General features: G+C 63.2%; 24 protein-coding genes and 1 pseudogene. 4 read left to right on the top strand and 21 right to left on the bottom strand.

The window, feature by feature from the left end; genetic code table 11:
- The first annotated feature begins 391 nt into the window (after nucleotides 1–391).
- Both QN397_RS23375 and QN397_RS23380 read left to right on the top strand, forming a co-directional pair.
- Nucleotides 392–883 (top strand): 5' nucleotidase, NT5C type, encoded by a 492-nt coding sequence (locus tag QN397_RS23375; protein ID WP_323498994.1) that lies wholly within the window; start codon nucleotides 392–394, stop codon nucleotides 881–883.
- A 510-nt stretch (nucleotides 884–1,393) separates the two neighbouring features.
- The gene (locus tag QN397_RS23380) at nucleotides 1,394–2,029 is read left to right on the top strand and encodes a hypothetical protein (RefSeq protein ID WP_323498993.1); all 636 of its coding nucleotides are present in this window, start codon (nucleotides 1,394–1,396) and stop codon (nucleotides 2,027–2,029) included.
- Between the two features lie 273 nt (nucleotides 2,030–2,302).
- On the opposite strand, the gene QN397_RS23385 is transcribed toward QN397_RS23380, so the two are convergent.
- From QN397_RS23385 to QN397_RS23395, 3 genes are read right to left on the bottom strand one after another with little or no spacing between them, the layout of a single operon-like run.
- On the bottom strand, nucleotides 2,303–2,719 hold the full coding sequence (locus QN397_RS23385; protein ID WP_323498992.1) for a hypothetical protein: 417 nt from the start codon (nucleotides 2,717–2,719) through the stop codon (nucleotides 2,303–2,305).
- The gene (locus QN397_RS23390) at nucleotides 2,720–3,373 is read right to left on the bottom strand and encodes a BON domain-containing protein (protein ID WP_323502025.1); all 654 of its coding nucleotides are present in this window, start codon (nucleotides 3,371–3,373) and stop codon (nucleotides 2,720–2,722) included.
- Between the two features lie 33 nt (nucleotides 3,374–3,406).
- Nucleotides 3,407–4,195 (bottom strand): PRC-barrel domain-containing protein, encoded by a 789-nt coding sequence (locus QN397_RS23395; protein WP_323502026.1) that lies wholly within the window; start codon nucleotides 4,193–4,195, stop codon nucleotides 3,407–3,409.
- A 976-nt stretch (nucleotides 4,196–5,171) separates the two neighbouring features.
- Between QN397_RS23395 and QN397_RS23400 the strand changes: the two genes are divergently transcribed.
- Entirely contained in the window at nucleotides 5,172–5,759 is a 588-nt protein-coding gene (locus QN397_RS23400; RefSeq protein WP_323502027.1) for a hypothetical protein, read from the top strand.
- A 43-nt stretch (nucleotides 5,760–5,802) separates the two neighbouring features.
- Here the strand turns inward: QN397_RS23400 and QN397_RS23405 are convergent, their stop codons facing one another.
- The 10 genes from QN397_RS23405 to QN397_RS23435 form a co-directional block, all read right to left on the bottom strand.
- Nucleotides 5,803–6,153, bottom strand: a complete 351-nt coding sequence (locus QN397_RS23405; RefSeq protein ID WP_323498986.1) for a hypothetical protein — start codon at nucleotides 6,151–6,153, stop codon at nucleotides 5,803–5,805.
- Nucleotides 6,154–6,632: 479 nt separating this feature from the next.
- Nucleotides 6,633–7,145, bottom strand: a complete 513-nt coding sequence (locus tag QN397_RS26800; RefSeq protein ID WP_416352358.1) for a cation transporting ATPase C-terminal domain-containing protein — start codon at nucleotides 7,143–7,145, stop codon at nucleotides 6,633–6,635.
- Nucleotides 7,146–7,155: 10 nt separating this feature from the next.
- Nucleotides 7,156–7,680 carry a hypothetical protein gene (locus QN397_RS26805; RefSeq protein WP_416352236.1) on the bottom strand — a complete coding sequence of 175 codons (525 nt, stop codon included), beginning with the start codon at nucleotides 7,678–7,680 and terminating at the stop codon, nucleotides 7,156–7,158.
- A 12-nt stretch (nucleotides 7,681–7,692) separates the two neighbouring features.
- Entirely contained in the window at nucleotides 7,693–8,739 is a 1,047-nt protein-coding gene (locus tag QN397_RS26810; RefSeq protein WP_416352359.1) for an HAD-IC family P-type ATPase, read from the bottom strand.
- Between the two features lie 104 nt (nucleotides 8,740–8,843).
- Nucleotides 8,844–9,053 carry a hypothetical protein gene (locus QN397_RS26815; protein WP_416352360.1) on the bottom strand — a complete coding sequence of 70 codons (210 nt, stop codon included), beginning with the start codon at nucleotides 9,051–9,053 and terminating at the stop codon, nucleotides 8,844–8,846.
- A gap of 358 nt (nucleotides 9,054–9,411) precedes the next feature.
- Nucleotides 9,412–10,563: an alkene reductase gene (locus tag QN397_RS23415; protein WP_323502034.1), complete on the bottom strand. Its 1,152-nt coding sequence runs from the start codon at nucleotides 10,561–10,563 to the stop codon at nucleotides 9,412–9,414.
- A gap of 352 nt (nucleotides 10,564–10,915) precedes the next feature.
- Nucleotides 10,916–11,296 (bottom strand): hypothetical protein, encoded by a 381-nt coding sequence (locus QN397_RS23420; RefSeq protein WP_323498984.1) that lies wholly within the window; start codon nucleotides 11,294–11,296, stop codon nucleotides 10,916–10,918.
- Complete coding sequence (locus QN397_RS23425; protein WP_323502028.1) at nucleotides 11,293–11,673, bottom strand: TraR/DksA family transcriptional regulator; 381 nt, start codon at nucleotides 11,671–11,673, stop codon at nucleotides 11,293–11,295. Before QN397_RS23425 ends, QN397_RS23420 begins: the two co-directional genes overlap by 4 nt.
- 130 nt (nucleotides 11,674–11,803) lie before the next feature.
- Nucleotides 11,804–14,170, bottom strand: coding sequence for an HAD-IC family P-type ATPase (locus tag QN397_RS23430; RefSeq protein WP_323502029.1), 2,367 nt, complete (start codon nucleotides 14,168–14,170; stop codon nucleotides 11,804–11,806).
- Nucleotides 14,167–15,288, bottom strand: coding sequence for a cation diffusion facilitator family transporter (locus QN397_RS23435; RefSeq protein WP_323502030.1), 1,122 nt, complete (start codon nucleotides 15,286–15,288; stop codon nucleotides 14,167–14,169). The genes QN397_RS23430 and QN397_RS23435 overlap by 4 nt, the downstream gene beginning before the upstream one ends.
- 218 nt (nucleotides 15,289–15,506) lie before the next feature.
- On the opposite strand from QN397_RS23435, the gene QN397_RS23440 reads away from it, so the two are divergent.
- On the top strand, nucleotides 15,507–16,370 hold the full coding sequence (locus tag QN397_RS23440) for an oxidoreductase (protein ID WP_323498980.1): 864 nt from the start codon (nucleotides 15,507–15,509) through the stop codon (nucleotides 16,368–16,370).
- A gap of 86 nt (nucleotides 16,371–16,456) precedes the next feature.
- Here the strand turns inward: QN397_RS23440 and QN397_RS23445 are convergent, their stop codons facing one another.
- The 8 genes and pseudogenes from QN397_RS23445 to QN397_RS23480 form a co-directional block, all read right to left on the bottom strand.
- On the bottom strand, nucleotides 16,457–17,128 hold the full coding sequence (locus tag QN397_RS23445) for a PRC-barrel domain-containing protein (protein ID WP_323498979.1): 672 nt from the start codon (nucleotides 17,126–17,128) through the stop codon (nucleotides 16,457–16,459).
- Between the two features lie 259 nt (nucleotides 17,129–17,387).
- Nucleotides 17,388–18,038 carry a BON domain-containing protein gene (locus tag QN397_RS23450; RefSeq protein ID WP_323498978.1) on the bottom strand — a complete coding sequence of 217 codons (651 nt, stop codon included), beginning with the start codon at nucleotides 18,036–18,038 and terminating at the stop codon, nucleotides 17,388–17,390.
- 1,594 nt (nucleotides 18,039–19,632) lie between these two features.
- The gene (locus tag QN397_RS23455; protein ID WP_323498977.1) at nucleotides 19,633–20,160 is read right to left on the bottom strand and encodes a hypothetical protein; all 528 of its coding nucleotides are present in this window, start codon (nucleotides 20,158–20,160) and stop codon (nucleotides 19,633–19,635) included.
- A 471-nt stretch (nucleotides 20,161–20,631) separates the two neighbouring features.
- A complete protein-coding gene (locus QN397_RS23460) occupies nucleotides 20,632–20,763 on the bottom strand; it encodes a hypothetical protein (protein ID WP_323498976.1) in 132 nt (43 codons plus the stop codon).
- 210 nt (nucleotides 20,764–20,973) lie between these two features.
- A pseudogene (locus tag QN397_RS23465) lies at nucleotides 20,974–21,863 on the bottom strand (IS3 family transposase).
- A 79-nt stretch (nucleotides 21,864–21,942) separates the two neighbouring features.
- Nucleotides 21,943–22,935, bottom strand: a complete 993-nt coding sequence (locus QN397_RS23470) for a 2-hydroxyacid dehydrogenase (RefSeq protein ID WP_323502031.1) — start codon at nucleotides 22,933–22,935, stop codon at nucleotides 21,943–21,945.
- A 71-nt stretch (nucleotides 22,936–23,006) separates the two neighbouring features.
- Nucleotides 23,007–24,365 carry an MFS transporter gene (locus QN397_RS23475; RefSeq protein WP_323502032.1) on the bottom strand — a complete coding sequence of 453 codons (1,359 nt, stop codon included), beginning with the start codon at nucleotides 24,363–24,365 and terminating at the stop codon, nucleotides 23,007–23,009.
- Between the two features lie 74 nt (nucleotides 24,366–24,439).
- A complete protein-coding gene (locus QN397_RS23480) occupies nucleotides 24,440–26,122 on the bottom strand; it encodes an alpha-keto acid decarboxylase family protein (RefSeq protein WP_323502033.1) in 1,683 nt (560 codons plus the stop codon).
- Nucleotides 26,123–26,319: the final 197 nt, after the last annotated feature.

Below are 26,319 nucleotides of genomic sequence, written 5' to 3' on the forward strand. Positions count from 1 at the left end.
CGATGCCGATGATTTTGGCCATGTTGAATTTGCTCCTGAGTTCTGAAAAATGGGGTGGTGTGAACTTGTGGATAACCGGCCGCGACTGTGGCAACACAGAAAATTCGCGTTGCGGCCGACCCGCGGATACGGTTCTTTGCACGCCGCCTGGTGGCATGACAGACTCCACCATATTTCGAGAGAAAGTGTGCCGTCTGTGCGACAGCACACCATGGCCAGGGAACGCAGATGGCGCTTGAACTTCGTCTTTGCGCGCCTGCGTGTGCCAACGCACAGAATTTTCTTTACCGCACCGTCAGAATCCGGGGACCGGGAACGAAAACGTCGAAACCCCGGATCGCGCTGTCGCAGGCGCTGCGCGCACTCGCTCCGAGGCTGAAAGACGAACAAAGTGGGACAACGCTCTTACCCGGACAAGGCCCGGGTCTACCTCGACATGGACGGCGTCATTGCCGACTTCGACGCCGCGTGCGCCAGCTGCGCCATGACGCCCAGCCAGTTCAAGCGCCTGCCGGGGGCATACCGCACGCTGCTGCCCTCGGAAGGTGCCTGCAATGCAGTTGCCTTTCTGGAAACGGAAGGCATCGAGATGTTTGTCGTCACGAAGATTCCGCCCTCGAATCCCTGCGCCGCGACAGAGAAGTTGCTCTGGATACGCGATTACTTTCCACAGTTCGTTGATCGCGTGATCATCACACCGGACAAGGGATGCGTTGGTGAAAGGCGAGACGTGTTGATCGATGACCATCTGGAGTGGGCCAACGTGGATCACTTTCGTGGCACGGTGGTCCGCTTCACGGGCAACTGGCGATCGACGCTCGTCGCGGTCTTCGGTGCGTTGCAAAAGCCAATGCCGCCACCAGCCTCCAAATCGCTCTGTTGAGACAGGGCCTTCGGTGCCCTCCCGGCGCCGGGGCTCTCGAATGAGACGTCCTACCGCGCCAGCAGGCGCTGACACTTCTCGTGTGTTGAATTGTGGGCTCACTGCACTGCCCACGGTCCCGACTGATTCCCACTGTGCGCAGCACGCACCGGCATTGACGCACAGCGCGGGCCGTGCGCCTGCGCAGGCGCAGGTCCACAGCCAAGCGTCGGCTGGCATCGGGGTGGCTCACTCGGCGGCTGCCTGCGATGCGCAATCACACGACACACGCAATGCGGTGCCCGTTGTGTCCGCGATGGGGCTGCGCTTGCCCCCTGTCCCTTTCATCAGCATGATCCCCACGGCACAGACCAGACCTGCACTCCAGAGGCAAGTCCGCTGGTGGACGGACGCCCCCTAACCCAGTCCCACCATGAGCGCACGACCTCGGCGCCACGCCCCAGGATTGCTGCGACTCAGCTCCGCACTGTCCAGCCCGACGTCGGAGCCGTCAACTCGCGAGGCCGACAAATGCGCATAGCACTGCTCGATGAAGACCAAGAAGAAGCGCAGCTTTTGGTGGCGGCGCTGAAGGCGTCGCGCGGCGACGAGCCGATTTTCTACACGCCATCCAGCGACGGCGTGGCATTGCGGTCCGCTCTGAGCGGCGAGACGTCCGAACTGCTGATCCTTGCGCTCACAGCTCAGGGTCGGCTGGCCGTGGACCTTCTGCGTTGGCTGCGCGTAGTACGGCAGTCGCACATCCCGGTCATCGTGCTAAGCGATCGCGCTGACGCGTCCGATGTCGCCGCCGCTCTGGCGGCCGGTGCCAACGATTACATGATCAGGCCGTACAGGCCGCTCGACCTGAGCAAACACGTGCCAAAATTCCGAAGCCCCCTTCACCGCGCAAGTCTTCGCACTGACGAAGCAGCCAACTGGACGCTTGCGCATGAAGGCAAGGTGCTGCAGTACCCGGGAAGTCCTGCAGATACTTTTGGCTTGCAAGACCGGCCGATCGCGCCGGGGCTGTCACTGTTTCATAGACTTGGCCACACTGTCACAAGATCGCTTTCCCGAAAATGCAACGAACCAGTGTCCGGATACGCCGAGCACTCCTGCACTGGACCCTCCGCTTTTCAGCCAGCGACGCGCGTCAGCGCTTGAAGACGGGCGTCCGGCTTCAACGGTTCGATCGCAAAGGCATCCGCTTTCGCAATCGCGTCCGCATCAACCCGCCGGCTGGCCAACTCCATTGCCCTGGACAATCTGGTGCCGACGTGCCTCGGCACGCGGCCTGCAGGTAGCCTCATACGCCCGGCGCCGTTGATACTGCGCGCGGCTTTCCTCGCCGGGTGCAACGGTTCGGCGGGCATGCCGCGCGAGCGCGCGCCGTCGTCTGGCGAGACTGCGGTCGCTTTCCTCCAGGCCTGCAGCCGATCAGCGCTTTTGCTTTTCTGGTGCGTCTCCGCTGCCGCCCCTGGGGAATGCGCCGGCCTGATTGGCTGCACGGTTTGCTTCGGCGCGACGATGCGACGCGTCCATGCGTTCGTTCAGGGGAACGAAGGGCCGTACGACAGGCTCGCTTTGCCCCTCGCCCATCTGGGCACCCCTGGCTGCGCGTTCACCGTTCTTCTTGCGCAAGTCTCGCGCTGCGCGGCGCTCCGCAGCGGTCGTCCGCGCCATCGGCGGTGCTTTGGCCTGCGTGGGGTCTGCTTCTCCCCGCCCCTGCGCGAACGCGGACGAAGCCACAGGGAAAAGCAAATGAATCACTACAGCGGCGGCCGACAGGATCGGCATTTTTTTCAGGATCATTCCCAAACGCCCCGCGAGGTTGCGCAAAGCTGTGCGGGCCATTCAGAACGTCACGGTGAGGTTGTCGACAACGTTGTTCACGCCCGGCGCGCTCCAAGCAGCGTGACTCGCCAAGTCGCGCTCTGCCCAGCTGTGAACGGTCCCGGAAAGCGTCACATCAGCGCCTCGGACGTGTACGGAAATGAGCTCCGCGTCGTTTCGGGCACGTCGCTTGAGGGCGGCTTCGATGTCTGCCTTCACCACGGTCGAAGACGCCGCCTGCTCTATGCTGATCTGGTCGCTGACGCCCGTCACGCCCAGCAACTGGCGAATGCTGGATGCGGCACCGCGCCGCTCGAAATCCCAGCGCACCTTGCCTGTCAGCGTGACCCAGCCTTTCTCGACCATGACTTTGACACTGTCCTTGGGTATGAAGGACGACCACGCCAATACGTTGTCCGCTGAACGGGCAATGTCAGCGTCCACGCGCTGGCTTGTGCCGGGCAGCCTCACTTCCATTTCAACTGCGAGACCTTTGACGCCTGCGACGCGCTGGGCGGCGCTTTCCGCATCCCATTTCTCGGCGTAGCTGTTGACATGGCCGGCCAGCGTGACGATGCCATCTGTCACTTCAACACCAATATGGGTGGCGTCGACGGCGGGTTCCCACTGGAGTTCGGCCTGGACGTCCTGCTGCAATTGCGAATCGGTTTTCATGGGGGCTTTCTGTGCGTTGGAGGGAGCGGGCATTCAGGCTTTGGCTTTTTCAAGCGAACGGTGCATCCGCTCGGTGGCCGCAGTCACGCCGGCTTCAAAAGTCTTCCAACGATTGGCGGTGGCATCTTTCATTTCGCCGAGCTTTGTTTCGGCCGATTTCAGATCGACGTGTGCAGCGGCTATGTTCTTGTCCATGCCGGCCTTCACTTCCTTGGACTCCAAGGACGCCTTCTTCTCCCATGCCGTCAGGTCCTGCCGGCCCGTCGCGATATCCCGGTCCGTCCTGGCGATGAACTGGTCCCGTTGCGTGGTGTCCGGTGCGTAGGCAAAGGCAGGCAGTGACTTGAGGGCCTCTTTGGAAGCGCCCACCATCACCAATTTGCCCGATCGGTTTTCGAGTTGCGAGACCGGGACAGCGACGTCATGCCGGCCCATACCGACAAAGCCGCCAGCGCCGATGATTGCGTAGGACAGCTTGCGCTGCGGCGAAATGATCAGGTCTTCGACATTGCCAATTTTCGTGCCGGTGTCGTTGTAGACCGTCTTGCCCAGGACGGTCTTCTTGACGCTCCAGCCCATAGCGATCTGCGTGTTTTCTGTGACAGTGACGCCGGTGGTCGTGCTGGAACCCGCGACTTGCCCGTGGGACGCGCCCACGACGCCAAGCAGGCTCGCACCAGTCAACGCTGCGATCAATAGAGTCTTTTCCATGAATTTTTTCTTTCGAGATTGTTCGGGACGAAGGGACTCTCGTTGGTTATAGGCATCGGGCTGCGGTGCGTCTGTGCGCGAACGAACGCAGGGGACGACCCGCGAAGCCACGACACACGATGACGATCAGCAGGTGACGGATTGCGGATTGCACAGCAATGCTCGGGCCGCCTGGAAGCGCCTCCCCGCAACAGGCTGGCGGCCGATGCGATCAACGCCCCGCTTGTTGCCCGGGGGCGGCCGCGCAGGAAGCTTTTAGGAGGGTGTGGGCTTGCAAGTCCCAAACGCAGCGCATGCTTTTTTATCAACCAGTGCCGGTCTTCACGACAGTCCTTGTGCGGTCACGCGAACGCATGGCGCGGCCCAGGCCGCTCAGACTCGCAGTGTCAGACTGGCATTGGCATCGCCTGCAGTTCTGCGAAACGGCTTTGGCGCGGCCAGCCCGCAGCGCCGTCTGCAACTGCAAGACATCGTTGGTGCTTCGCGTGATCAGCGACGGCATGCCGAAGCGGTTCATCTCGTGCAAAGAAAAGGCCTGCACATGCGCAAAGACCCGAGCCCGCAGGTCGCAGGTCGCACCCGTAGCGCATAGCCAGCCGCGCACCGACCACCGAGGCGCCAACGGCCAGGATCACCTGCAGCACGGAGAGCGACAGCATCACCGTGCCTGTGTGGATGACTTAGGCGCGATCGTCGCGTCCCACGCCCAGGTTGACGACATCGACGCTCAGATGGGGCAGCCACAACGTGGCAAGCGACTGAGCCACCGAGCCACCTGCAGGCCCAACATCACCAGCAGACCTTGCCATTGCAGAGTCAAGCATCCGGCCACCGCGCGGTATCGCCAGCCGTCAGTCGCCATCAGTGCGCCGCACGGGCGGTGCGAGCATGCGCGCGAGCCCTACCGTTGCGAGGGCATTTGTTGTCATGGGTCCACTCCAGTGTGATGACGCGGCCGGCTGGCCGTTGCAAGCAGGCCCCGGTTCTACCGAGGTTCGATCGCCCCGTCCGTGTGACAGCGCGCGCCGCCTGCGCCAGCGCCACAAGAAGGGGTAGCAGCGACGTGTTCAGGTCTAAGCTTGACGGCATGAACGACCGAATCAATCAGATCCTGGCGCAGATGGCGACACTCGAGGCGGACCTGCGCAGCGCTGTCAATGACCAAGAGAGCCGCATGTTTTTCCGGATCAACGGCAGGCGCGTCGAGTTCGAGCGCTCGGTGAGCGACGCGCACCGCAAGCTCAAGACGAATTTCTTGCGCTGGCTGGTGGCAGACCGTCCGCAAAATCTCATCACCGGCCCGCTCATCTACGCCATGGTGATCCCGTTGCTTCTGCTGGATGCATGTGTGAGCTTCTATCAATGGGCCTGTTTCCCGATCTATAGCATTGCCAAGGTGCGACGCAGCGACTACCTGGTCTTCGACCGGCGCCACCTGGGCTACCTGAACTTCATCGAGAAGTTCCACTGCACCTACTGTGAGTATGGCAATGGCCTGATGGCGTACGTGACCGAGATCCTGGCGCGCACGGAGCAGTACTTCTGTCCGATCAAGCACGCCCACAAAATCCTCGGGACCCACGCGCGCTACAACCGATTTCTGGACTACGGCGAAGCAGATGCCTACGAGGCAAAGCTGGAGGAGTTCAGAGTTGCGCTAGGCGACATTAGATGACGGCAGGCGGCTGCCAGGGCCCGGAATCGGTCGCTCGCGTCAGTCATGTGAAGACGGCAATATCGGCCAGATTGCGCCCCGGCGATGACGGCCCGTCAAGTGCGAGAGCTTCCGTGCCATCCTGATGCTCGATAACGATGAACAGGCGCTGCGGCAGGTCTGCGCTGCGCCCGGAAAACATGGCAGCGACCTGTGCACCATCGTGGATGGCGTCCACCACATCGGCCGCGGATGCGACGACGCTGGCGCCAACATCCAGATCCGAAGCTGCATTGACTTCACGCCAGCACACATCCATGACGTGTCCTGATCCGCCGAGGCGGACACTGGAGACTGCAAAAAAACGCCCGCGCTCCGTGGCGCTCGGGCGGGCACGTTCACCCTGGTAGGTCATGGCAAAAGTTTCTTGGGGAAAAAAGACAAAAAAAGAGACCGGCTGTTGCTGATCCCGCAACCGTCACGGCCATTCAAAGACAGGACGCATGCATGGCCGTTTCGTCCCCCGCTGACGATGCCAGTGGCGACAGCGGGCCGGGTCCGTGCCGCAACGCCAGCGCCTGTCGGATGGCCGCGGGCAAAGCGGCCGCCCACGAAGCGACGGTACGCTGGCGACCGTCGACTCGCCAGGCAGACAAAGCGTAAGGGCGCGACATCCAGGGAGATGGCTGATGGTTCATAGCGCCAGTATGAGTCTGCGTGCCAGCGGCGCTCCGTTCGCTAACGCACGCAGGCACCGCTTTTCTTTGATGCGGACCAGCGGCATCCACTTGGGGTCGATCACGGGCGAAGAGCGGGCGAACTCATTGCCTGCAATAACGCCGGATATAGAAGCGTCGAAAGCGTCGTAAGCGTCGTAAGCGTCGTAAGCGCGCATTAGCTCAGCAGAATTCCCACCAGCCAACTGTAGTAAACGAGCGGCAGCGGCTGCAGTTTGAAGTAACTGCCCAGCGGCCCGAGCGGAAGCCACAGCCCGATCGCGATGATGGTCAGTGTCATCACCGTCAATGGAACCGCTGCGCGGCTTTGTACGAAGGGAAGCTTCGGCGTACGCGCCATATGCACTACCAAGGTCTGTGTCAGCAGGCCCACGACGAACAATCCGGACTGGAGCAACGCCTGTCGGGCCACGCTGTTCGCATCGAAGACCCACCACATGACGCTGAAGGTGACGATGTCGAACAACGAACTGACGGGACCGAAGCAGAGCATGAATCGGCCGATTTCAGCAGGGTTCCACTTGAGCGGCTTGCTGACCAGCTCCAGGTCGAAGTTGTCGAATGAAATCCCGGTCTGGCCGATGTCGGACAGCAGGTCCTGCACCAGCAATTGCAGCGGCAACATCGGCAGTAATGGAAGGAATGCGCTCGCCACCAGAACACTCCACATTGCCGAAGTTTTAGCTTGCCGTCATGCGGATGTACTTCTGCATGTTGCAGAACGTGGTTCGGCCTTCGACCACACCGTCGTCGAGCACCATGAGGCTTTTTTCCAACAAGATGATGTCGGCGGCTTCCTTGACGATATCGACCGCACTGTCGACCGAAATGCCGATGTCTGCCGCGCAGGGCTGGCGCATCGTTGATGCCATCGCCCATGAAGCCGACAACGTGGCCTCCGACGCGCAAGGCAAGCCCGATGCACTCCTTGTGAAGGGGCGTTTGGCGAAGACGCGGTGTTGCTGTGATGCGATCTTGAGTGCTTCGTCGCTGAGCAATTCGATCTGCGAGCCCAGCATGACGGTGACGGTGACCAAGCCGACCTGACGGCAAACCTGCGCCATGACCAGCTCGTTGTCGCCCGTCAGCACCTTGACTGTGATGCCATGCTCCTCCAGCTTTTTCAGCGCCGGTGCAGCCGACTCCTTGCGCGGATCGAGGAAAGCGATATAGCCAATGAGCGTCAGCCCGCATTCGTCTGCCACCGAGTAAGGCGTCTAGCTCGGCGGCAATGTCTTGCTGGCAACGGCCACCACACGCAGCCCTGCCGCATTGAGCCCAGCAGTGACGGCCTGCGTGCGGGCGAGCAGTGCCGCATCGAACGGCAGGCTGGGTAAAGGACCTTCGCACTGCCCGCGGCCCTCATTGGGCTCCTGTACCCGCACCTGCGTGCAGGCAGCTGATACTTCTTCCACAACGCCCTTGCAGCTGAGTTGGTGCGCCTGATCCTTGCCGGCCAGCACGGTCGCCACCACCACTGACATGCGCCTGCGCTCGAAGTCGAAAGGAATCTCGTCGACTTTGCGGTAAGCCTCCTTCAACTTCAACTTCAACTCTGCGGGTTTTTCGACATGGGCCGGCACCGCACGGTCGAGGAGATTCTTGAGTCCGGTCTGGTAGTAGCTATTGAGGAAGGCAAAGTCCAACACGTCCCCGGCGTCGTTGCCATAGGCGTCGGTGTGGCGCGCGAGAGTGATGCGGTCCTGTGTCAGCGTGCCCGTCTTGTCGGTGCACAGAATGTTCATCGCGCCGAAGTTCTGGATCGCGTCCAGCCGCTTGACCACCACCTTCTTGCGCGACAGCAGCACCGCGCCCTTGACCAGGATGCTGGTCAGGATCATCGGCAGCATCTCGGGCGTGAGGCCTACGGCGACCGACAGTGCAAACAAGAAGGCCTGCAGCCAATCCCCCTTCGTGAAGCCATTGAGGAGGAAGATAACGGGCAACATCACGGCCGCAAAGCGGATGAGCAGCCAGCTCACACTGTTGACGCTTGCCTGGAACGCGTTGAGTGTGGTCTCAACGGCTCTGACGTGCGCGGCCAGCGTGCCGAAGTAGCTGCGCCCGCCGGTGGCCACGACCAGCGCCGTGACCGTGCCCGAGACCACGTTGGTCCCCATGAAGATGATGTTGCGCTGCTCGAGCGCGTCGGGACTCGGCGCGCCGGCCGCCTCCGGCGATGCGTTCTGCACGAATTTCTCCACCGGCAACGACTCTCCCGTCATCGCGGCCTGCGCGACGAACAGGTCCCGCGCGCTGAGCACACGGCAGTCGACAGTCGACAGTCGACAGTCGACAGTCGGCAGGGATCATGTCGCCTGCCGAGAGGGCCACGAAGTCCCCCGCTACGAGTTCGCGCACCGCAATCTCATGGGACGCCAGCGGCGCCAAACGGGTGCCTGCGCCGGCCGGGCGGCGCAGCCCGGTGGGATCGCCTTTCCTGGACAAAACGGATGACCGTACTCAGCATCACCATGACGCCGATCACCGTGGTGGCCTTCGCATCCGCGCTCAGAAACGACATCACAGCTAAGGCAATGAGCAGCAGATTGAACAGGTTCAGGTAGCAGCGCCACAAGTGCAGCCAACCCGGCAGCGGCTTCTCGTGCTACACCTCGTTGGGCCCATCTGCTGCAGGCGCCGAGCTGCCTCTTCGGCGTCCAGGCCGTCAGCTTGCGACCGCAGGGCCAGCAGCGCGACGGCTGGAGTTTGCCGGGCGATGGCCAGCAAGTCATGCGCCAGCGCGTGATCGTCGTGCGCGGGGCCGGCCGGCGGCGGCATCGCCGCCAACGCATCCAGCAAGGGCCGACGCTCGAAGTGGGCTTGCGCCCGATGGCGACGAAGAAAGGTGCTGAAGCCCTGAGTGAGTGTCTTACGCATCGTCACCCGCGACGGTCAACAGCGGCAGACCCTGCAGGTGGCGCGTCGCCATTCCGTCAGGTGGTGGGCTGACCACCCTCCGCCGGGCTGACCGCAATCAATTTTTGTACCTGCACCAGATCCAGCGGTGGATAGTCGGTGTAGCCGACCGCACCGCCGCCGTAGAGTGTGTCAGGATGCACGACGGCCCAAGGTGCATCGAGGCGCAGCCGGTTGACCAGATCCGGGTCACTGATGAACGGGCGGCCGAAGGCAACCATGTCGGCCGCTCCACTGCCCACTGCGGCGATGGCCATCGCACGCGTGTAGCCGTTGTTGACGATCCAGGCCCCATGTGCGCTGCCCTGTTTGAACGCGTCGCGCAGCGCCGCGTAGTCAAAAGGCAGGAAATCGCGCGGTCCGCCGGTCGCGCCTTCGATCATGTGGACAAACGCAAGCTTCAGCGGCGCCAGCTGTTGAACCAGGTGGCCATAAAGTCCTTGGGCATCGCTGTCCTGCCCGGCGTCGTTAACGGGCGTGACGGGCGACAGCCGAAGCCCGGTGCGAGCGCCTCCGATCTCCGCAGCCACGGCGCTCATGACTTCGAGTGGCAGGCGTATACGGTTCTCCTTCGGACCGCCGTAGGCGTCCGTGCGATCGTTGATGGCGTCGCGCAGGAACTGCTCGAGCAGATAGCCGTTGGCGCAATGCACCTCCACGCCATCGAAGCCGGCGTCGATGGCGTTTCGTGCGGCCTGGCGGTACGCGGCGACGATGCCCGGCAGTTCATCCAGACGCAGGGCCCGGGGTGTCGAGACCTGCTCGAAGCCCTGGGCCGTGAAGGTCTGGACGTTCGCGCGGCGCGCCGTGCTGGATTCGGGCGGCTGTCCGTCCGGCTGCAGCGAGGTGTGCGAAATCCGCCCGACATGCCACAACTGCAGCACGATCCTCGCGCCCACGGCGTGCACCGCGGCGGTCACTCCGCGCCATCCCTGCACCTGCGCGGCACTGTAGATGCCCGGCGTGTCGAGGTAGCCCTGGGCCGCCGGCGAGATCTGCGCGGCCTCTGCAACGATCAGGCCGGCAGTGGCGCGCTGGGCGTAGTACGTCGCCATCAGCGGCGTGGGCACCTGCCCCGGGCCCGCACGGTCCCGCGTCAGCGGCGCCATCACTATGCGGTTGACCGCGGCAATGTCGCCAAAGCGAATCGGGTCGAACAAGTTTGCCAAGGTGCACCTCGTGATCTGGAATTCTTCGGCATACGGGGCCGCTGCGTTCTCCAATTTGCTTGTTGTGCCCCGCCAGGTCTGTGCGCCAGCGCACTTGGCGTTCAAAAGGCAGCGGCCCGGAGACAGCTCGCGTGCGTCATCCGTTGGCGATGGCTGCAGCATCCGGTTGGTGCCGTGCGGTCTGGTTGCGGCGTGCCAATGCGAATGCCCGCGGCCCGCAGCGACTGTGATCAGACGAGGTACGGCACCTCGAATGAGACTGAGGTTTTGCCTGGCCTCGCGTCAGGCATCAGGCCGTCGTGGAGACCGCGGTGCCATCCTTCCGCCGCCCGAGGCGGCACACCACCTTGTCTCAGGTCGGAACGCGTATCCCAACCATCTGGTCGTAACGGGCGAAGTGCTTGCGCGCCAGCGCTACCAGTTCGCCCTCGGTGGGGCGGTCCACCACCTCCCACCCGGCGATGCGCGCTGCAGTCAGGGGCCGGTGTTTTTCAACGTAATGCCGAAAGTCGGCAAGTCTGGTGTGTCCACCCGCCATCAGCACTTCCGCAATGCCGTCGAGCGCATCGCAGACCTCGCCGAAGAATTCGTGCTCGGAACGCACGACGCTGTGGTGCTGGCGTGTGACATGCAAATGCGCGTGGACTTTGCGCTCCACTACATGCTCGGATCCGAACTGCATGACCGGTGCGGACTGGTGGTCGACGAAAGCGACGGCGTGAAAGAGACTCATTGGAAAGGTTTCCGTTCTTCGATGGATTGGCAGCTGACACAGCGTGTCACCTGAGGCTGGGCGCTCAGACGGCTGAAAGCAATGGCGTTGCCAGTCGCTGCAAAGCCATAATCAGCGCCGTGGATTCGGTGCAGCGCGCGCGTGACTTCGTCGAACGTCCGGTTGTGGTGATCGGACACCGCAGACTCGAATTCGTGGTCACCCGCCCGCTGGCTGGCATCGTCAGCGTCCTGCTGCAGCGCAAGCTGCGCATGATCGACCTGCGACAAACCCTCCAGATAGGAAGCGGTCTGGCGTTCGAGCGCTTGCAGCTGTGATTGAAGGAGCCCCTCGAGCGGGTTGCGCTGAGCGCGCGGGAGTGGGAAGGAAGATGACATCGAGACGTACTTTGCAAAGCCGTGAGGTCAAATCCTAGGCATGGCCTGCAGCAAGGTCTGTGCGCCAGCCAACACACGACGGGAGTCGCTGCGCTGTCGCGCCGCGGGATGGCGCGTTCACGGCATCGCTCTACCGGATGCCCAGGCGCCTGAACAGCGGCACCTTGACTGCATCTAGCACAAAGGCGAATCCCAGTGCACTGCACAGCGTCGCCGCCACAAGCCAGATTGGCAGCGCCGGCATCGCGATGCCGGCGAAGGCCAGCGTCGATGCGATGGCGATGTCCGCCGCGGACGAGGCCACCAGCCAGCGGCTCGGGCGCGATGACCAGAGTGAGCGGCGTTCGCGGTTGGTATAGGTCGTGGCCTGCTTGACAAAGACGATGGCCACGAAGGCCAGCGTTCTCAGCCTGTCGATGTCATACCCGAGCCGGTAGCTCCCGAAGGCGAGCACGACCGCGCAGAAGGCCATCGAGCATAGGCCGATGATTACGCCGGCCAGGGCCAGCCGGCCGATGCGCCAGGCGTTGGGCGTGGGCGTGGGCTCGACGTTGTCGGTTGTCAGCGCCATGCCCAGAAAGTCGCCGGTGACCATGATGATCACCATCAACAGTGGCGTCAGAATCGCCTCGCCGGTGACCAGCAGGCACAGCGTAAGCAGCGTCACCTGAAGAATCTTGCTGGTGATCGAGTTGAGCGTGTAGGTCTGGATGCGCTGGAACGAGATCCGTCCCTCATGGATCGCGGCAAGGATGCCGGCAAGGCCTGGACCGGTCAGGACCATGCCCGCAGCCGACTTGGCAACATCGGTGGCGGTCGACACCGCGATGCCGATCTGCGCCTGACGCAGGGCCGGCGCGTCGTTGGCACCGTCGCCGCACATGCCCACGATGTGTCCGCTTTTCTGCAACGCTTGTACGAGCCTGTACTTGTCCTCGGGCAGCACGCCCGCGAACACGCCGTAGCTTTCGGGCATAAGGGTTGCAGGAATCGGTCCGGGCGGGCACAGCCCGCCCTCCAGGCCAACCGCGCGCGCCACTGTCGCGGCCGTCAGCGGGGCGTCTCCGGTCACCATCAGCGTGCGCACGCCCAGCCTGCGCAATTGCGTCACGAGATCGGCAGCATCCGGCCTCGGGGGATCGCTGAGCGCGATGAACCCGGCCAGTTCCAGCGCATGGCCGGCTCCCGATGCAACCGCCAGCACGCGCAGGCCCCTGCCTTCCAGCGCAGCGGCGGCGGCGGATGCCCCGGCGGAGGGCGCAACGAGTGCGAAGAGCGTGGACGGCGCGCCCTTGATCGCGCGGTGCGGCACGCCGCCGGTCGCTTCGAAGGTGGCCTGCGACATCTTTGTCGCGGGATCGAACGGCGTGAATGTCGTGCGGCGGGTTGCACTGGCCTGCGGTCCCACGGGCGGCGGCGCCGCCGCCTTGCACACTGCAGCGTCCACCAGGTCTAGTCCGCCCTCCGCGCTGGCCAGCGCGCCCAGCGCAAGCACTTGCGCCTCATCAAAGCCCGGCAGCGCGAAGACCGTGCTCACCGACAGCGCGTCGAGCGTCAGCGTCCCCGTCTTGTCCACGCACAGGATGTCCATCGAAGCCGCTTCGTCCACGGCTGAAAGCCGGGTCGGCAACACGCCGCGTCTGGCCAGTGCCCGCGCGCCGAGCGCCGCGGCCAGCGTGAAGGTGGCAGGCAGCGCCACCGGGATCGAGGCTAGCACCGCGGTGAGCACCAACGGCACGATCGCGACCCAGGCCATGTCGACGTGCCAGGCATAGAGCACCATGCCCACGATGACGGTGCCGTTGAACAGCGCCAGGCTACTCACCACACGCAGGACGGCCTGCTGCTGTGAGCTGACAACGTGCGCATCCCGGATCAGCGCAGCGCTGCGACCGAACCGGGTGCGCTCTCCGGTGGCAGTGACGACGGCGACGGCCTCGCCGCGACGCACCAGGGCGCCCGCATAGGTCTGCACCCCGGGGCCCGCCTCGATCGGGACCGATTCCCCCGTCAGCATGGACTGGTCGAGCAGCACGCCGCCAGCTGTCAGGCGAGCATCGGCCGGCACCACGGCGCCGAGCGAAAGCTTGACGGTGTCACCGGGCACGACGTCGACGGCCGGCACCTTCAGCCAGGCACCATCGCGTCTGACCGACGCTGTCAGGGCCAGGCCCGATCGAAGTGCCACAAGGGTGGCGTGCGCCCGGCTTTGCTGGAACAGCCCCAAAGCTGCGTTGAACACCAGCAGCACGGCGACAAGCGCGGCCTCTGGAAACTGACCCAGCGCCACCTGCAAGACGATGGCTCCCTCCAGCATCCACGGCACCGGCGCCCAAAGCTGCCCGAGCGCCGCGCGCCAGGGTGGCGGGGCGTTGTCAGGCAGCCGGTTCGGGCCGGTCGACGCGAGCCTCAGGCGGGCTTCTGTGCGCGACAGGCTTCCCGGTTCACTGGCCGCCGCACCCTCGGGTGCGCGCGGCGTCGCGTCCGGTTGCTTCATGGCCCGCCAGCAGGTCCCGGATCGGCGCCTTGGTCCGTGCCATGTCGCGCCTGCAAGACATCGTCCGCCAGCGCCAAGCCGGGATTCGCCACGGCCGATCGCACGACCGCTTTGAGCGCGCCTGACTCCAGGAAAAGATGCCTGATGCAGGGATTCTGCGAACGGATCGAATGCTCGAGTCGGTCGATTGCCTGTTCGACCTGATCGAGACTGAGCTCACGGTGGAACCGCACGGCGGCCGTCAGCAGCACGTCATCCGCACCGAGCTGCATCGTGAGCAGATGGTGCACGCTTTCAACGGCGGGGTCCCCGGCAATGATGGTGCGCAGCTGGAAAATCTCCTGCGCATCAAGGCCTGTTCCGATCAGAAGCCGGACGCTCTTGAGTGCGAGCAGCGCGGCTGCGCTCACCAGTACCATGCCGATCACCACCGACGCGGCCGGATCGAAATAGGGATTGCCGGTTGCATGGCTCAACGCGATGCCCGCGGCGGCGATCACCATGCCGATCAACGCGGCCGAATCTTCGATGAACACCGTGAAGACAAGAACGTCCATGCTGCGGTGCGCCGTCCGCCAGAGGCTGTCCCCCGGACGCCGGTGGCGACTGAGTTCCTGTCGCGAGACGCGCCAGCTGAAGCCCTCGAATACCGCCGCCACGGCCAGCACGACGTAGTTCCACTTGGGATCGCCCAGGACCGGCACGTCGACCATCCTGACGATGCCCTCGTAGATCGACACGCCGCCACCCACCGAAAAAACCAGCAGCGCAACGACCAAGGCCCAGATGTACGTCGCCCGGCCGTAGCCAAACGGATGCCATTCGTCCAGTGCGTGTCGGCTGCGTTTCAGGCCGAACAGCAGCAACACTTCATTGCCCGTATCGATCAGCGAGTGCAGTCCCTCGACCCACATGGCCGAGCTGCCCGTCAGGGCCGCGGCCACAAACTTGCTGACAGCGATGACCAGGTCACCGGCCACGGCGACGTAGAGAACGCGCTGTGACCCGGTGCTTCGTCTCAAGCCGGGATGCAGGAGCCCATGCCGGAAATTCGACGCTATTCGCATGACTCGATCCTTGCCGATCACCGCGCATGGGGTCTGTGCGGCAACGCGCATTTACGCGGCAGCAAGAGCGCCCGGGGCAGGTGCTCACGACCCAAATCTGTGGGCCAACGTACAGACTCCGGCGCACCAGGCGCGCATGGTTGCAACAGGCCGCAAGCCCCGCGTGGCAACGTCAAAGCCTGCTGCCCATGGTCAGTCCCAACAACCCGAGCCGATGGCGCTCAACAGGTCAGTCACCCGGCTCGGTGCTGTCCGCATCAAGGAATTTCATGGCAGTCCAACACAGCAATGCACTGGTGACCGAGCCGCCGGTGTGGTTCATCACCGGCTGCTCCACGGGCTTCGGGCGCGAGCTTGCGCGCCAGGCCATCGAGCGTGGCCACCGCACCGTGGTGACCGCGCGCGATGCGTCGACACTCGAGGCCTACGCCGCCGCCGAAAACGTGTTGATTCTCACGCTGGATGTGACCAAGCCGGATCAGGTCGATGCGGCCCTGCGCGCTGCGCAGGCCCGGTTCGGTGGGATCGACGTGCTCGTCAACAATGCCGGCATCGGCTATTTTTCGGCCATTGAAGAAGGCGAAGACGCTGAAATCCGCAGGATGTTCGAGGTCAACGTTTTCGGCATGGGCCACATGATCCGTGCCGTGCTGCCCGGCATGCGAAAGCGCCGCAGCGGCTTCATCGTCAACCTGTCGTCGATCGGGGGCCTTCGATCCTTCCCGGCGATCGGTTACTACAACGCTACGAAATTCGCAGTCGAAGGTTTGTCAGAAGCGCTGTGGCAGGAGGTCGAACCGCTTGGCATTCGGGTGATGCTGGTCGAACCCAGCGGCTTTCGCACCGATTGGGCAGGGCGATCTGCCAATGAAAGCAAAGTGAGCATCGACGACTATGTTGCGACCGCCGGGGCAGGACGGACCCAGGTCCGGGCCGCCTCGGGCAAGCAGTCCGGCGACCCCGTTCGCGCGGCGCGTGCCATCTTGCAAGCGGTGACGTCGCCCCATCCGCCGCACCGCCTGCTGCTTGGCAATGATGCCTACGACGGCGCCATGGACAAGCTCAGGTCACTGGGCGAGGAATTGCGCAGCGTGGAAGCGGTGGCGCGGGGTGCCGATTTCCCGAAATTCTAGGTAGAACCAGGCTGCTGACTCGCCCAGGTGGCCCTCTAAACCGTCTGCGCACCGCCAGTGGGCGTTGCACCGTTTCACTCCTTCGGTCAGCCGATCGCGCGGGCAATGGTTTTGCGCAAGCGCGTGGTGGCGCTGCGCAGTTCGTCTTCGAATTGCCACCACTCGGTGGTGCCGGCCGCTTCCATCTTGCCCAGCTTCGCTTCCACCGCCGCCTGGCCGTTCGCGATGTCGGCCACCTGTTGATCGACGCGAAGTTTCCGAGCGCCCGTCAGCGCAGCAGCTTGCTTTTCCAGCACAAAGACCCTGGCCTTGGAGCGCTCCAGCTGCGCCCTCACGTCGACGACCAGCCGATCATGGTTTGCGCTGCTGGCCGCGTACCGGAACGCGGGCATGGCGCGCACTGCGCGCCGCGTCGCGCCCGGAAAGACGATCCTGCCCCCTTCCTCGCGCATCTGATCTGCGGGGAGGGCCACACTGTGCGCCTCGGTGCCGAACAGGCCGCCGCCGCTGAGGATCAGGTATGACACCTTGTTGTCCGGATCGACGATCAGGTCCTGAATCGTCGCGACCGCCTCGCCGCTTTCGTTGTAGACGGTTTTGCCGAGGATGCTGTGTCTCGCGCTGCGCCCCGCGACAATCCTTTGACCTTGTGACGCGGCGGTCCCCAGGTCTGACCTGCCTGCGACCTGAGCGGCGGCACCGGCCGTCATGCACGCAGCGGCCATGGCAAGCAGCCCCCTTGAAAGCGTTTTTTTCATCGTTTCTTACCGAGTGAATGGTGTACATCGTTTTTTCCCCATTGCCGTTGCCGGATCTGTGCGGGGCCGCACATTCAAGCTGCGGCTGGCGAGGCTTGCCAAGTCACAGTGCGGTCAGCACGAAGGGGTCGGCTGAAACTGCAAGGGTTGAGCGCCGCAGGGGACAGTCGCCGCCCGCGTGGCGCGAGGGGCGGCCTGCGCCGCTGTTCCCCGTCGTCGATTTTTCTGAGGACGCGAGCGCCCTCTCTACATGGCGTCGTCAGACCACCGCGATGTCGTCCTGGACGTTGTACACGCCCGGTGCAGCCCAGGCCGCGGCCACGGCCAATTCGCGGTCGGACCAACTGCGAGCCGTCCCGCTCAAGGTCACCTTCGTGCCGTTGACGGTGACGGCGATGCTCGCCGCATCGGCGTTGGCGCGCCGTTTCAGGGCAGCTTCGATGTCGGATTTGACGACTGCAACGGACGTGCTGGGCTTGATCGTGATCTGGTTGCTCACGCCCGTGACGCCAAGCAGATAGCGCACCGCCAATTCGGCCGCCTTGCGCTGGTACTCCCACTCCACTTCACCGGTCAGCGTGAGCCAACCTTTCTCGACCTTGATCATGACCGGACTCTTGGTGAGGAAGGTGGTCCATTGCAATGCGCTCTCGGCGGATTTCGCAATGTCTGCATCGGTTCGCTTGGCGTGTCCGTCCATCTTCACGTCCATCTCGACAGCCAGGGCCTTCACACCGAAGACGCGCTGCGCCACCCGCTCGGCAGCGTACTTTTCTGCATAGGTGGACACATGGCCCGCCAGGGTCACGACGCCATCCTTGACTTCCACTCCAATGGTCGCCGCATTGACGGCCGGATCCCACTTGAGTTCGGCAAGAACATCGTCCTTGATTTGCATATCGGTTTTCATCCAGAGCTTTCGTGTGTGTAGGGAAAGCCAGTCTGAAGGTCTCATGGAATTTGTTCTGTGCGCTGTCACGCAGAAGAAACGCGCCCTGGTCTGCCTTAGCCCTCTCGGTTTGGGCGCCACGAACGCGCTCGCAGGTTCTTGCCATTTCCCCGCAAAGCATCGAAGGCGACCACTTCGACACGATCGCTCTCGCACTGATGTGGCAGCGTACAGACCCAGTGGTCTGCTCGATGTAAAAAATTTTTTCGGCGCGGATAGCCACATGGCGGGCGCTGACGCCACGCGCCCTGCGCGGTGCACTTGTTCGCCTCAGTGAGCCCGCGGCCTTCGACCTCTTTCCAGTGCAACAGAGGACTTTCTGATGGAATCTGAAGATTGTTTTCCTGACTTCGCTACGTCCCGCCCTGCCCCGGCGACGCACCAGTCGCCCGCCACCCTGCGGCTGTCACACGGTGGCCTCTGGTACCCGCCCGTCTGGAAGTCCTGCCTTTTCTGTGCTCACTGGCCTATACGCTGCGCCACTCGATGGACACGCGCATCTTGATTGATGTTTTTAGTGGATCGGACCTGCCTTGCATGGGTGGTTGATTGGCGAACGTTCGCAAGCGCGTTTGAACGCCTGACGCAGACGTCGCACTGGGCTGCCATCCACGGCGGGAGGCTGGTCCTGCAGGCCACGGTCGAGCCCGCCGGTGGCACTTTGCTTGAGGTGTTCGGGACTGCAAAAATCACGAGAGGCGCCTATGGCCCAATGGTGGCAACTCCCTTCTTTTCCGGGGCCGCGACATGCGGGTTTACGAATACTGGACTGGCCGAAGTCGTCGAATTCGCCGAACGCTCCGGTGGTCACGCAGAACTGGCAGTGCAACCATGGGGAGGTACCTCGCTGGCACTGAGTCTGCCCACGTGCGCACGTGAGATTGAAAAAATGGATGGGTGAGGAGGCAGCGAAAAAGCGGCTGCATCGCGCGGCGCTGCAGCGCAGGCCAACGCGCAGACCGGAGGACGGCGACTGCGTAAATTGAACTCTGAGCGCGCCGGAATCGTCCGTCGCATCGTCCACATCTGTAATAAACGCCATGAATCCGCAGCACCCAAAGGGCCCGTCACCCAAGTCAAGCCGCCGCCTCCCCTCCCGCAGATTGATGCAAGCCGACAAAGGGAGAGGGCCGAATCCACCGAAGCCGAAGGCCGTCACAAGAATGCCTGCCAGAAAGACCACAAAGGCGCGCCCTGAACTTGTCACAACCGGTGCCGGGCAAGAATGCACACTGGTTCCAGACGCAGAGGTAGCCCCATTCCGGCGCGACAGTTGCCCACCGAAGTTCACGGCGCCTCGACCGTCCTGATCGAGTCGCCTTGCATGAAGCGTCCTCCAACGATGCGGCCGCAGACGGGGCAACAGCCCCGGCCTGCGCTGGCGTGCGCACCTTGCGGTCCGGCCGGATCAAAGGTGCTGTGCCCGTTTCAAGAGGCACCAGCGGCCGGGGCAGGCTGCCCACCTGTCAACGGGGGTGGAGGTGACAAACGCGGCATGCATTGTCCATCAGCGCCGCTGCGCGATCTGCGCTTGCGCTACAGCCCCCGGGGCCGCCTAGCCAAACATTGCGCCACCCGCTTGACGCAAGCGCGCGCCGCGGGCAACCTCTAGCACGGCAGGTAGGTCGCAGCGCAGCATGTCAACCGGCGCCTGGCCCCTCAGTGCGGCGTGCGGCTGCGCAAACCAGCACGCCAGCGCCCAGCCGTGCAGTATCGCTGGCAGTTCAGCCCGAACCTCTTGCGGCGCCACCGCCAATGAAAGGTCGTCCGGTTCAAACTGGAACATCGGCACCCAGAGTCCGCCGCGCCAATCAAAGGCGAAGACCCGACGCGCCACGATGGACCGCGCCAGGGTTACCAGCCCGCCGCACTGATGGCCCTGCAGCATGTCCCCTAGGACATCACCCGGCGCCGCGCCGCCCGTGGCGCGGAACGCTTTGAGCAGGCCGAGGAAGGCGCGCGTGCTCGGTTCTGCCTTGGCCAGTTCGCCTGGCTTTGCGGCATCGGGCTTGTATGCCGGTGCCCGCATCACGGCGACCAGCGACGGGCCGTGAACGAAGCGCGTGGGCTGTACTGCAGTCATAGAGAGATCTCCAAAGTGCTCGTCACAGCGCAATGTTCAGGCGCTGCCAGATGCCTGTCTGTGCGCTGGCGAACCCTCACGCTGCCATTGGTCTTTCATTCATTGCGCCCAGAGGCATGCGCAGACCGGCGTAGTTCACTCCGGGATGGGGTCGCCGCACAGTCGCGCGACCGGACCCACGCCGAGGCGTCATGGCCGCGACTTGAGCGTCAGCGAGCGGACGTCTCCCTACATCGGGCTCGCGACCATTGACTTCCGCTGCACCGCACACGCCGGCTGCCGCATCGCCTTCAAGCCGGCCAGCGCTTCCCACATCGGTTCGCGGTCGCGGCAGCGGCCGTTCCAGTAACAAGCTCTCGGCCACCCTGCAGCCTGCAGACTTGCGTGCACTTTCCGGCGTGCGGGACAGGGCTGCAACCGACTAGAACCGCTGCCTCACCCCTGGTCTGTCGTCTGTCTTCCGCTGACGCATCAAGCCGCGAGGCTGCCGGCAAGGGGCGAATTGCGCAGCACCTGGCGCAGCGGCGTGTGATTGCGCTGCCCATGACGACATGTATTGAGTTTGCCGATGTGCGTTGCCGCACCGCACGGTTGGCGCTTCATGGCTTGCGTGCGGCCCATGTCTGTGAACAGGCAATCGACCCTCCCATCCTTTCCTTGACGATGGCTGCCTCGCTGCTTCCCGTGCCACCCCATGGATCGCCTTCATCCCACGCCGTGGGTGCGGCCGAAAAGCGCCGTGCCGTCAGTCTGGCTGTCCGTCTGCGTCGACCACACCAACAGTGATCCTGCCTCGTTTCCACGTACACCAAGTCATGCAGCCAGAAGGCTGCGTTCCCTCGTAATCGGTGCGAGGTATCCGATAGCCGTGTGCATGCGCACGCGGTTGTAGAAACTCTCGATCCAGTCCACGATGTCCAGCCGAGCCTGCGCCCGGGTGTCATAGCCGACCTGGTAGATCCTCTCGACTTTCAGCGTCTTGAAGAAGCTCTCCATGGCCGCGTTGTCCCAGCAGTCTGCCTTCCTGCTCATCGACATTGTGATCGCGAGGTCCTCAGCCATCTTGCGGTAATCGTGGCTTGCATATTGACTTCCACGATCGGTGTGTACCAGCAGTCCAGGGTCCGGCATTCGCTGCACGTGTGCCGATCTCAGCGCCGCACAGACCAGCTTCGCATCGATTGTCTCGGACATCGACCAGCCCACGATCCGACGGCTCGCCAGGTCCATCACCGCGGCCAGGTACAGCCAGCCCTCACCGGTTGCAACATACGTGATGTCGGCCACCCAGGCTTGGTTTGGCAACCAGCCATCGAAGCGACGATCCAGGAGGTTGGGCGCCACCGGCAAGCGATGCCTCGAGTCTGTGGTGGCCACCCATGCCCGCCGATAGACCAGACGCAGCCCTTGACGCTTCAAGCTTCGGCGCACCCGCTCGGCGCTGGCGCGCTCGCCTTGCTGGCGAAGCTGCTGCGTGATGCGCGCTCGACCATAGCTGCCTCGGGCAGTACAGCAGCATTTATCGCGTCCTCGAGCGTCGAGATGCCTCCCGCCGATCGTTTCCGCTTCCAGTTGCCAAGCGTCGCCACGGGCACGCCCAGTCGGCGTGCCGCTTGGTGGCCTCCGACCGATTCCGACAGCCTGACAGCCTCGACCTTGAATTATTCCGTGTACTGCCGCTTCGGCAGTTTGCTATCTCGCATTTCGATTCTCCATACATCCGAAGTTTCCAACTTCTTGATGTACGTGAAATCGAGGCAGGGTCAGAGTTCCCCATATCAGTCAGGTGGCTTCGGTGACTTCGTGGACAGGCTTGCCAGTCTTTGCGAAGGCGTCAATGTTGGCCATCGTGGTGTCTGCGATGGCTTTCAGCGCATCCGCGGTGAAAAAGGCCTGGTGTCCCGTGACCAACACGTTGGGGAACGTGAGCAGACGCTCGAACACGTCGTCGCGGATCACTTCGTCCGACTTGTCGTCGAAGAACAACGCGGCCTCCTCTTCGTAGACGTCGAGTCCAAGGTGACCGATGGCGCCGCTCTTGATACCGCTGACCACCGCCTTCGTGTCGACGATCGCGCCACGACTCGTGTTGATCAGCATCGCGCCGCGCTTCATCCGGCCGACAGCATCGGCGTCGATCAAGTGCCGGGTCTGCGGCGTCAACGGGCAGTGCAGCGTGACGATGTCCGACTCTTCCAGCAACTTGGCAAGCGGTACATACTCAACGCCGATCTCCTTACAAGCGGAGCTTGGCTTGAGGTCGCAGGCTAGTACCTTGCAACCGAATCCGGTCATGATCCTGGCGACGCTGGTCCCGATGCGGCCGGTTCCGACCACGCCCACGGTGCGGCCGTGCAGGTTGAAACCGAGCAGCCCTTCCAGCGCAAAGTTGCCTTCGCGAACGCGGGCGTAGGCGCGGTGAATATTGCGGTCGAGTGACAACATCAAGGCCACCGCATGTTCGGAGACCGCCTCGGGCGAGTACGCCGGCCGGGCGATGACGATGCCCTGCCGCTTGGCAGCATCCAGATCGACATTGTTGAAGCCCGCCGAACGAAGGGCCACGAGTCCCACGCCGAGCGACTTGAATGTCTGAAGCACCGCGTCGTCGACCGTATCGTTGACGAACACGCACGCGGTACTCGCGCCTCGCGCGAGTACCGCGGTATCCGCTGTCAACTGCGCGTCGAGATAGTGAAGCTTGTACTGCTTCGAGGCCGCCGCGTCGATGAACCGGCGGTCGTAGGGCTTCGTGCTGAAGACGGCGATTTCCATGGGTTGCTCCTTTGCTTCGAGCCACTGCGAAGTCGTAGCACGAGGTTCTGACTTCGGGGGGTTCGTACTTGCTACGCGGCGGCCGGCTTGGTCACTTTGCCCGATGCCTTGCCGGTCTTGGGATGGGTCGCAGACGAACCAGACTCCCGCAAAAAGAAGCTCAGCACGATGGCCAACACGACGCCGCCGACCAGCGGCATGAACGCGGTTTGGAACTCGGCCAATGTCATGGGAGTGCTTTGCGAAGGCACCATCAGCCGCGATATGAAGGGCGACATGATCCCGGTCGTCACGAAGACCAGGAAGTTCATCACCCCCGCGGCTGTCCCCTTGACCTCGGACGGGTTGAGCTCCTTCATCATCGAGAAGGGAATCATCGCGGCGCCCGATGCGATGCCGAGCAGCAAGGCGACGCTATAGCGCGGGAGCGTCCCCACGGGAACGTAGATTGCGGTCAGTCCGGCGGCAAGCATGACCAGCGCACCCCCGATCAGGACCGGCTTGCGTCGCCCCATCTTGTCGGAGATATAGCCGAGCAGCGGGCAGCCGATGACCCACCCGATGGGCACCATCGACGCGTCCGTCGCGGCAGCCGCCATCGTCATGTTCTCGCCGCCATGAAGGAACGACGTGGCCCAGACCAATGCGCCGATCGTCGTGGGCAGAAAGAGCAGGCCACCCACCGCACCGGCCAGCCAGCTCTGCAGGTTGCCGAAGACCACTCTGAACGGCTTAACGACGCTGGCGAGCGACAACGCACCGTGATGGCTGGGGCTGTCGCCCTTCTCGGGGGGCATGATGAACCAGGTGGCCACTGCCAAGACGCCACCGAGGCACGCAAAGGCGATCCACACGGTTTGCCACGGCACATTGAAACTTCCGCTCGGGTCGATGGCCATGTGAACGGGCTTGGACCCGAACGCTGCGCCTGCCATGCCCAACATCTGGGTGAGGCCGATGAACAACGCCAGCATGCGTGCCGGCAAGTAGCGGGCAGCAACGTAAGACGACCCGATGAACGCGAAGATCGCGCCGATGGCCTGCAGCACGAAGCCCGCCATGCCGGCGGCTTCGCTGCCCTGCGCGAAGATCAGGCAGCCGACACCCACCACGGCAATGCCGAACGGAATGGTGCGGCGTGGGCCGTAGCGGTCCAGCAGCACCCCTGCCACCAGCGCCATCACGGCATAGGCCACGTAGTACGCCGAGATCATCGCGCCGATGTGGTTGCCGCCCCAGGCAGCCGTCAGCTCCTTCTGCATGACGCCCGGCGCGGAGCGCACTGCATATTGGAAGAAGTAGAAGATAGCGCAAAGCAACCAAGCTACAAAGAACATCGGTTTCAAGTCGTATGGCGGTGACGCCGCGCTCTTGTCTGAATCGCCGCTGGCGGACGTCTCGCTCTGAGACTTTGCGGGAGAAGTTGCCATGATATGAATTCCAGTGAGGTGCGTTACGGAATCCGAGTCAACGCGCTCGGCTCGACCAGAAGGGCGACGTGGCGCTAGCGCGGAGCCGGGGCCCGGCCATTCGCGGCTGCAACCAGTCGGCCCCATGAGATCAGTTCTGGGGTGCAGTCGTCGCGGTCCAGCATGCACTCGATGAGCGTCGGGCCTTTGTGGTTGGCCAGTGCTTTCTTGATGGCGGTGGCGAGCTCTCCGCCGTTATGGGCGCGAAAGCCCAGCCCTTGTCCGTCTTCGGCATTGAAGACCTTCATCAGCCCGGCGTAATCCCAGTTCTTGACATTGTTGTAAGGACCATCGTGGATTTCGACTTCGATGGTGTAGCCGTGGTTATTCATCAAGAAAATGATGACCGGCAATTTCTGACGAATCATCTGTGCCACTTCTTGAGCGGTGAGCTGAAAGGCGCCGTCACCGATCAAGGCGACCACTCTTCGGTCCGGCGCCCCCAGCGCGTAGCCGAAGCTGGCCGGCACTGACCAGCCGATGTGGCCCCACTGCATTTCAACTTCGAAGCGCGCGCCCTCCGGCAATGCCAGAGCAATGCCGTTAAACCAGGAATCACCGGTCTCCGCAATCACCGTGGTACTCGCCGTGACCAGGGGCCTGATCTGACGCACCATTTCCGCGCGCATCAGCTTGACCTTGGGTTCTGCGGGATGTTCTGGGGCCTGCTTAGTTCGAATTCGCGCATATTCGACCATCGTTGCATCGCGCTTGCTGACGTTTTTGGCCAGCGCCGAAAGAAAGTCGCGCAGATGAATCCGACCGAAATCATGTCCCGAAAAGGAAACATGGCTTGGGTCCGCCAGCATGACGCTGGGTCCGTGCGGCGTGGCGGTCCACCCCACCGTCGAGTAGTCATTGAAAAGTGCGCCGATGCAGATAACGCTGTCTGACCAGTCCACGATGGCCTGTGCCCCGTGCGTACTGATCTCGCCCCAATAGATGCCGACGTACTGCGGATGCTCTTCCGGGAAGAAGCCTTTGGCTGCAGCCATCACCGCGACGGAACAACCGAGCGCCTCGGCCAGCGCAACTGCCTCCTTCTCGGCTCCCGCGGCACGCAGCTTGCTGCCGATCAGCAGCACCGGCTTTTCCTTGCCTTTCAGGAATTCGGCGGCCGCGGTAACGGCGGCAGTCAGCGTCTTGCTGTCGCTCGGGTCCTCGCTGATCAAGGCACTAATCGGCCCCGGCGCCGCGCAAGGCATCGCGGCAATGTTGCAGGCAATGCCGATGTAGGCGGGCTTCTTCTCGCGTAATGCAGTGCAAATCGCGTGGTCGATCTGCGCAGGGGCATCCAGGGCCGAGGTGATGGACACGGCGGCACAGGTCAGCTTTTTGGCAATCTCCAGCTGGTAGAGAAAGTCGTGCGTTCCCAAGGTATGGTGAAGCAGATGCTCAGTCGCTCGATCATTGCTGTTGGGGGTACCCGAAATTAGAATGACCGGAAGGTTTTCGGCATAGGCGCCGCCGATGGCGTTCAATGCGGAGAGTGCGCCGACGCTGAAGGTCACGACCGCCGCGCCGGCCCCCTGGGCTCGCGCATAGCCCTCGGCACTGAAGCCGCAATTCAATTCGTTGGAACAGTAGATTTGTTCCATGCTCTTGCTGGTCAAAAGCTGGTCGAGCAAGACCAAGTTGTAGTCGCCCGCCACGACGAAGTGATGCTTAAGGCCGATTTGGGAAAGCCGTTCTGCAAGATAAGTGCCGACGGTGTACATGGGGTTGTCTTTCGATGAGTGAATGAACGACTTAACGGAGTGGCGTTCGCTATGGGAAGTAATTGAAATTCAGGCTGCCGCGGGCAAACCCAGGCCGCGAACCGCCTCGATCATCTTGATCAGCACGGCTTGTGCGTCGCCATAAACCATGTGGCAGTTGTGGCCATAAAAGAGCGCGTTGACGATGCCTGCATAGC

The sequence above is a fragment of the Variovorax sp. RTB1 genome (assembly GCF_035018765.1).
Lineage (GTDB): Bacteria > Pseudomonadota > Gammaproteobacteria > Burkholderiales > Burkholderiaceae_C > Variovorax.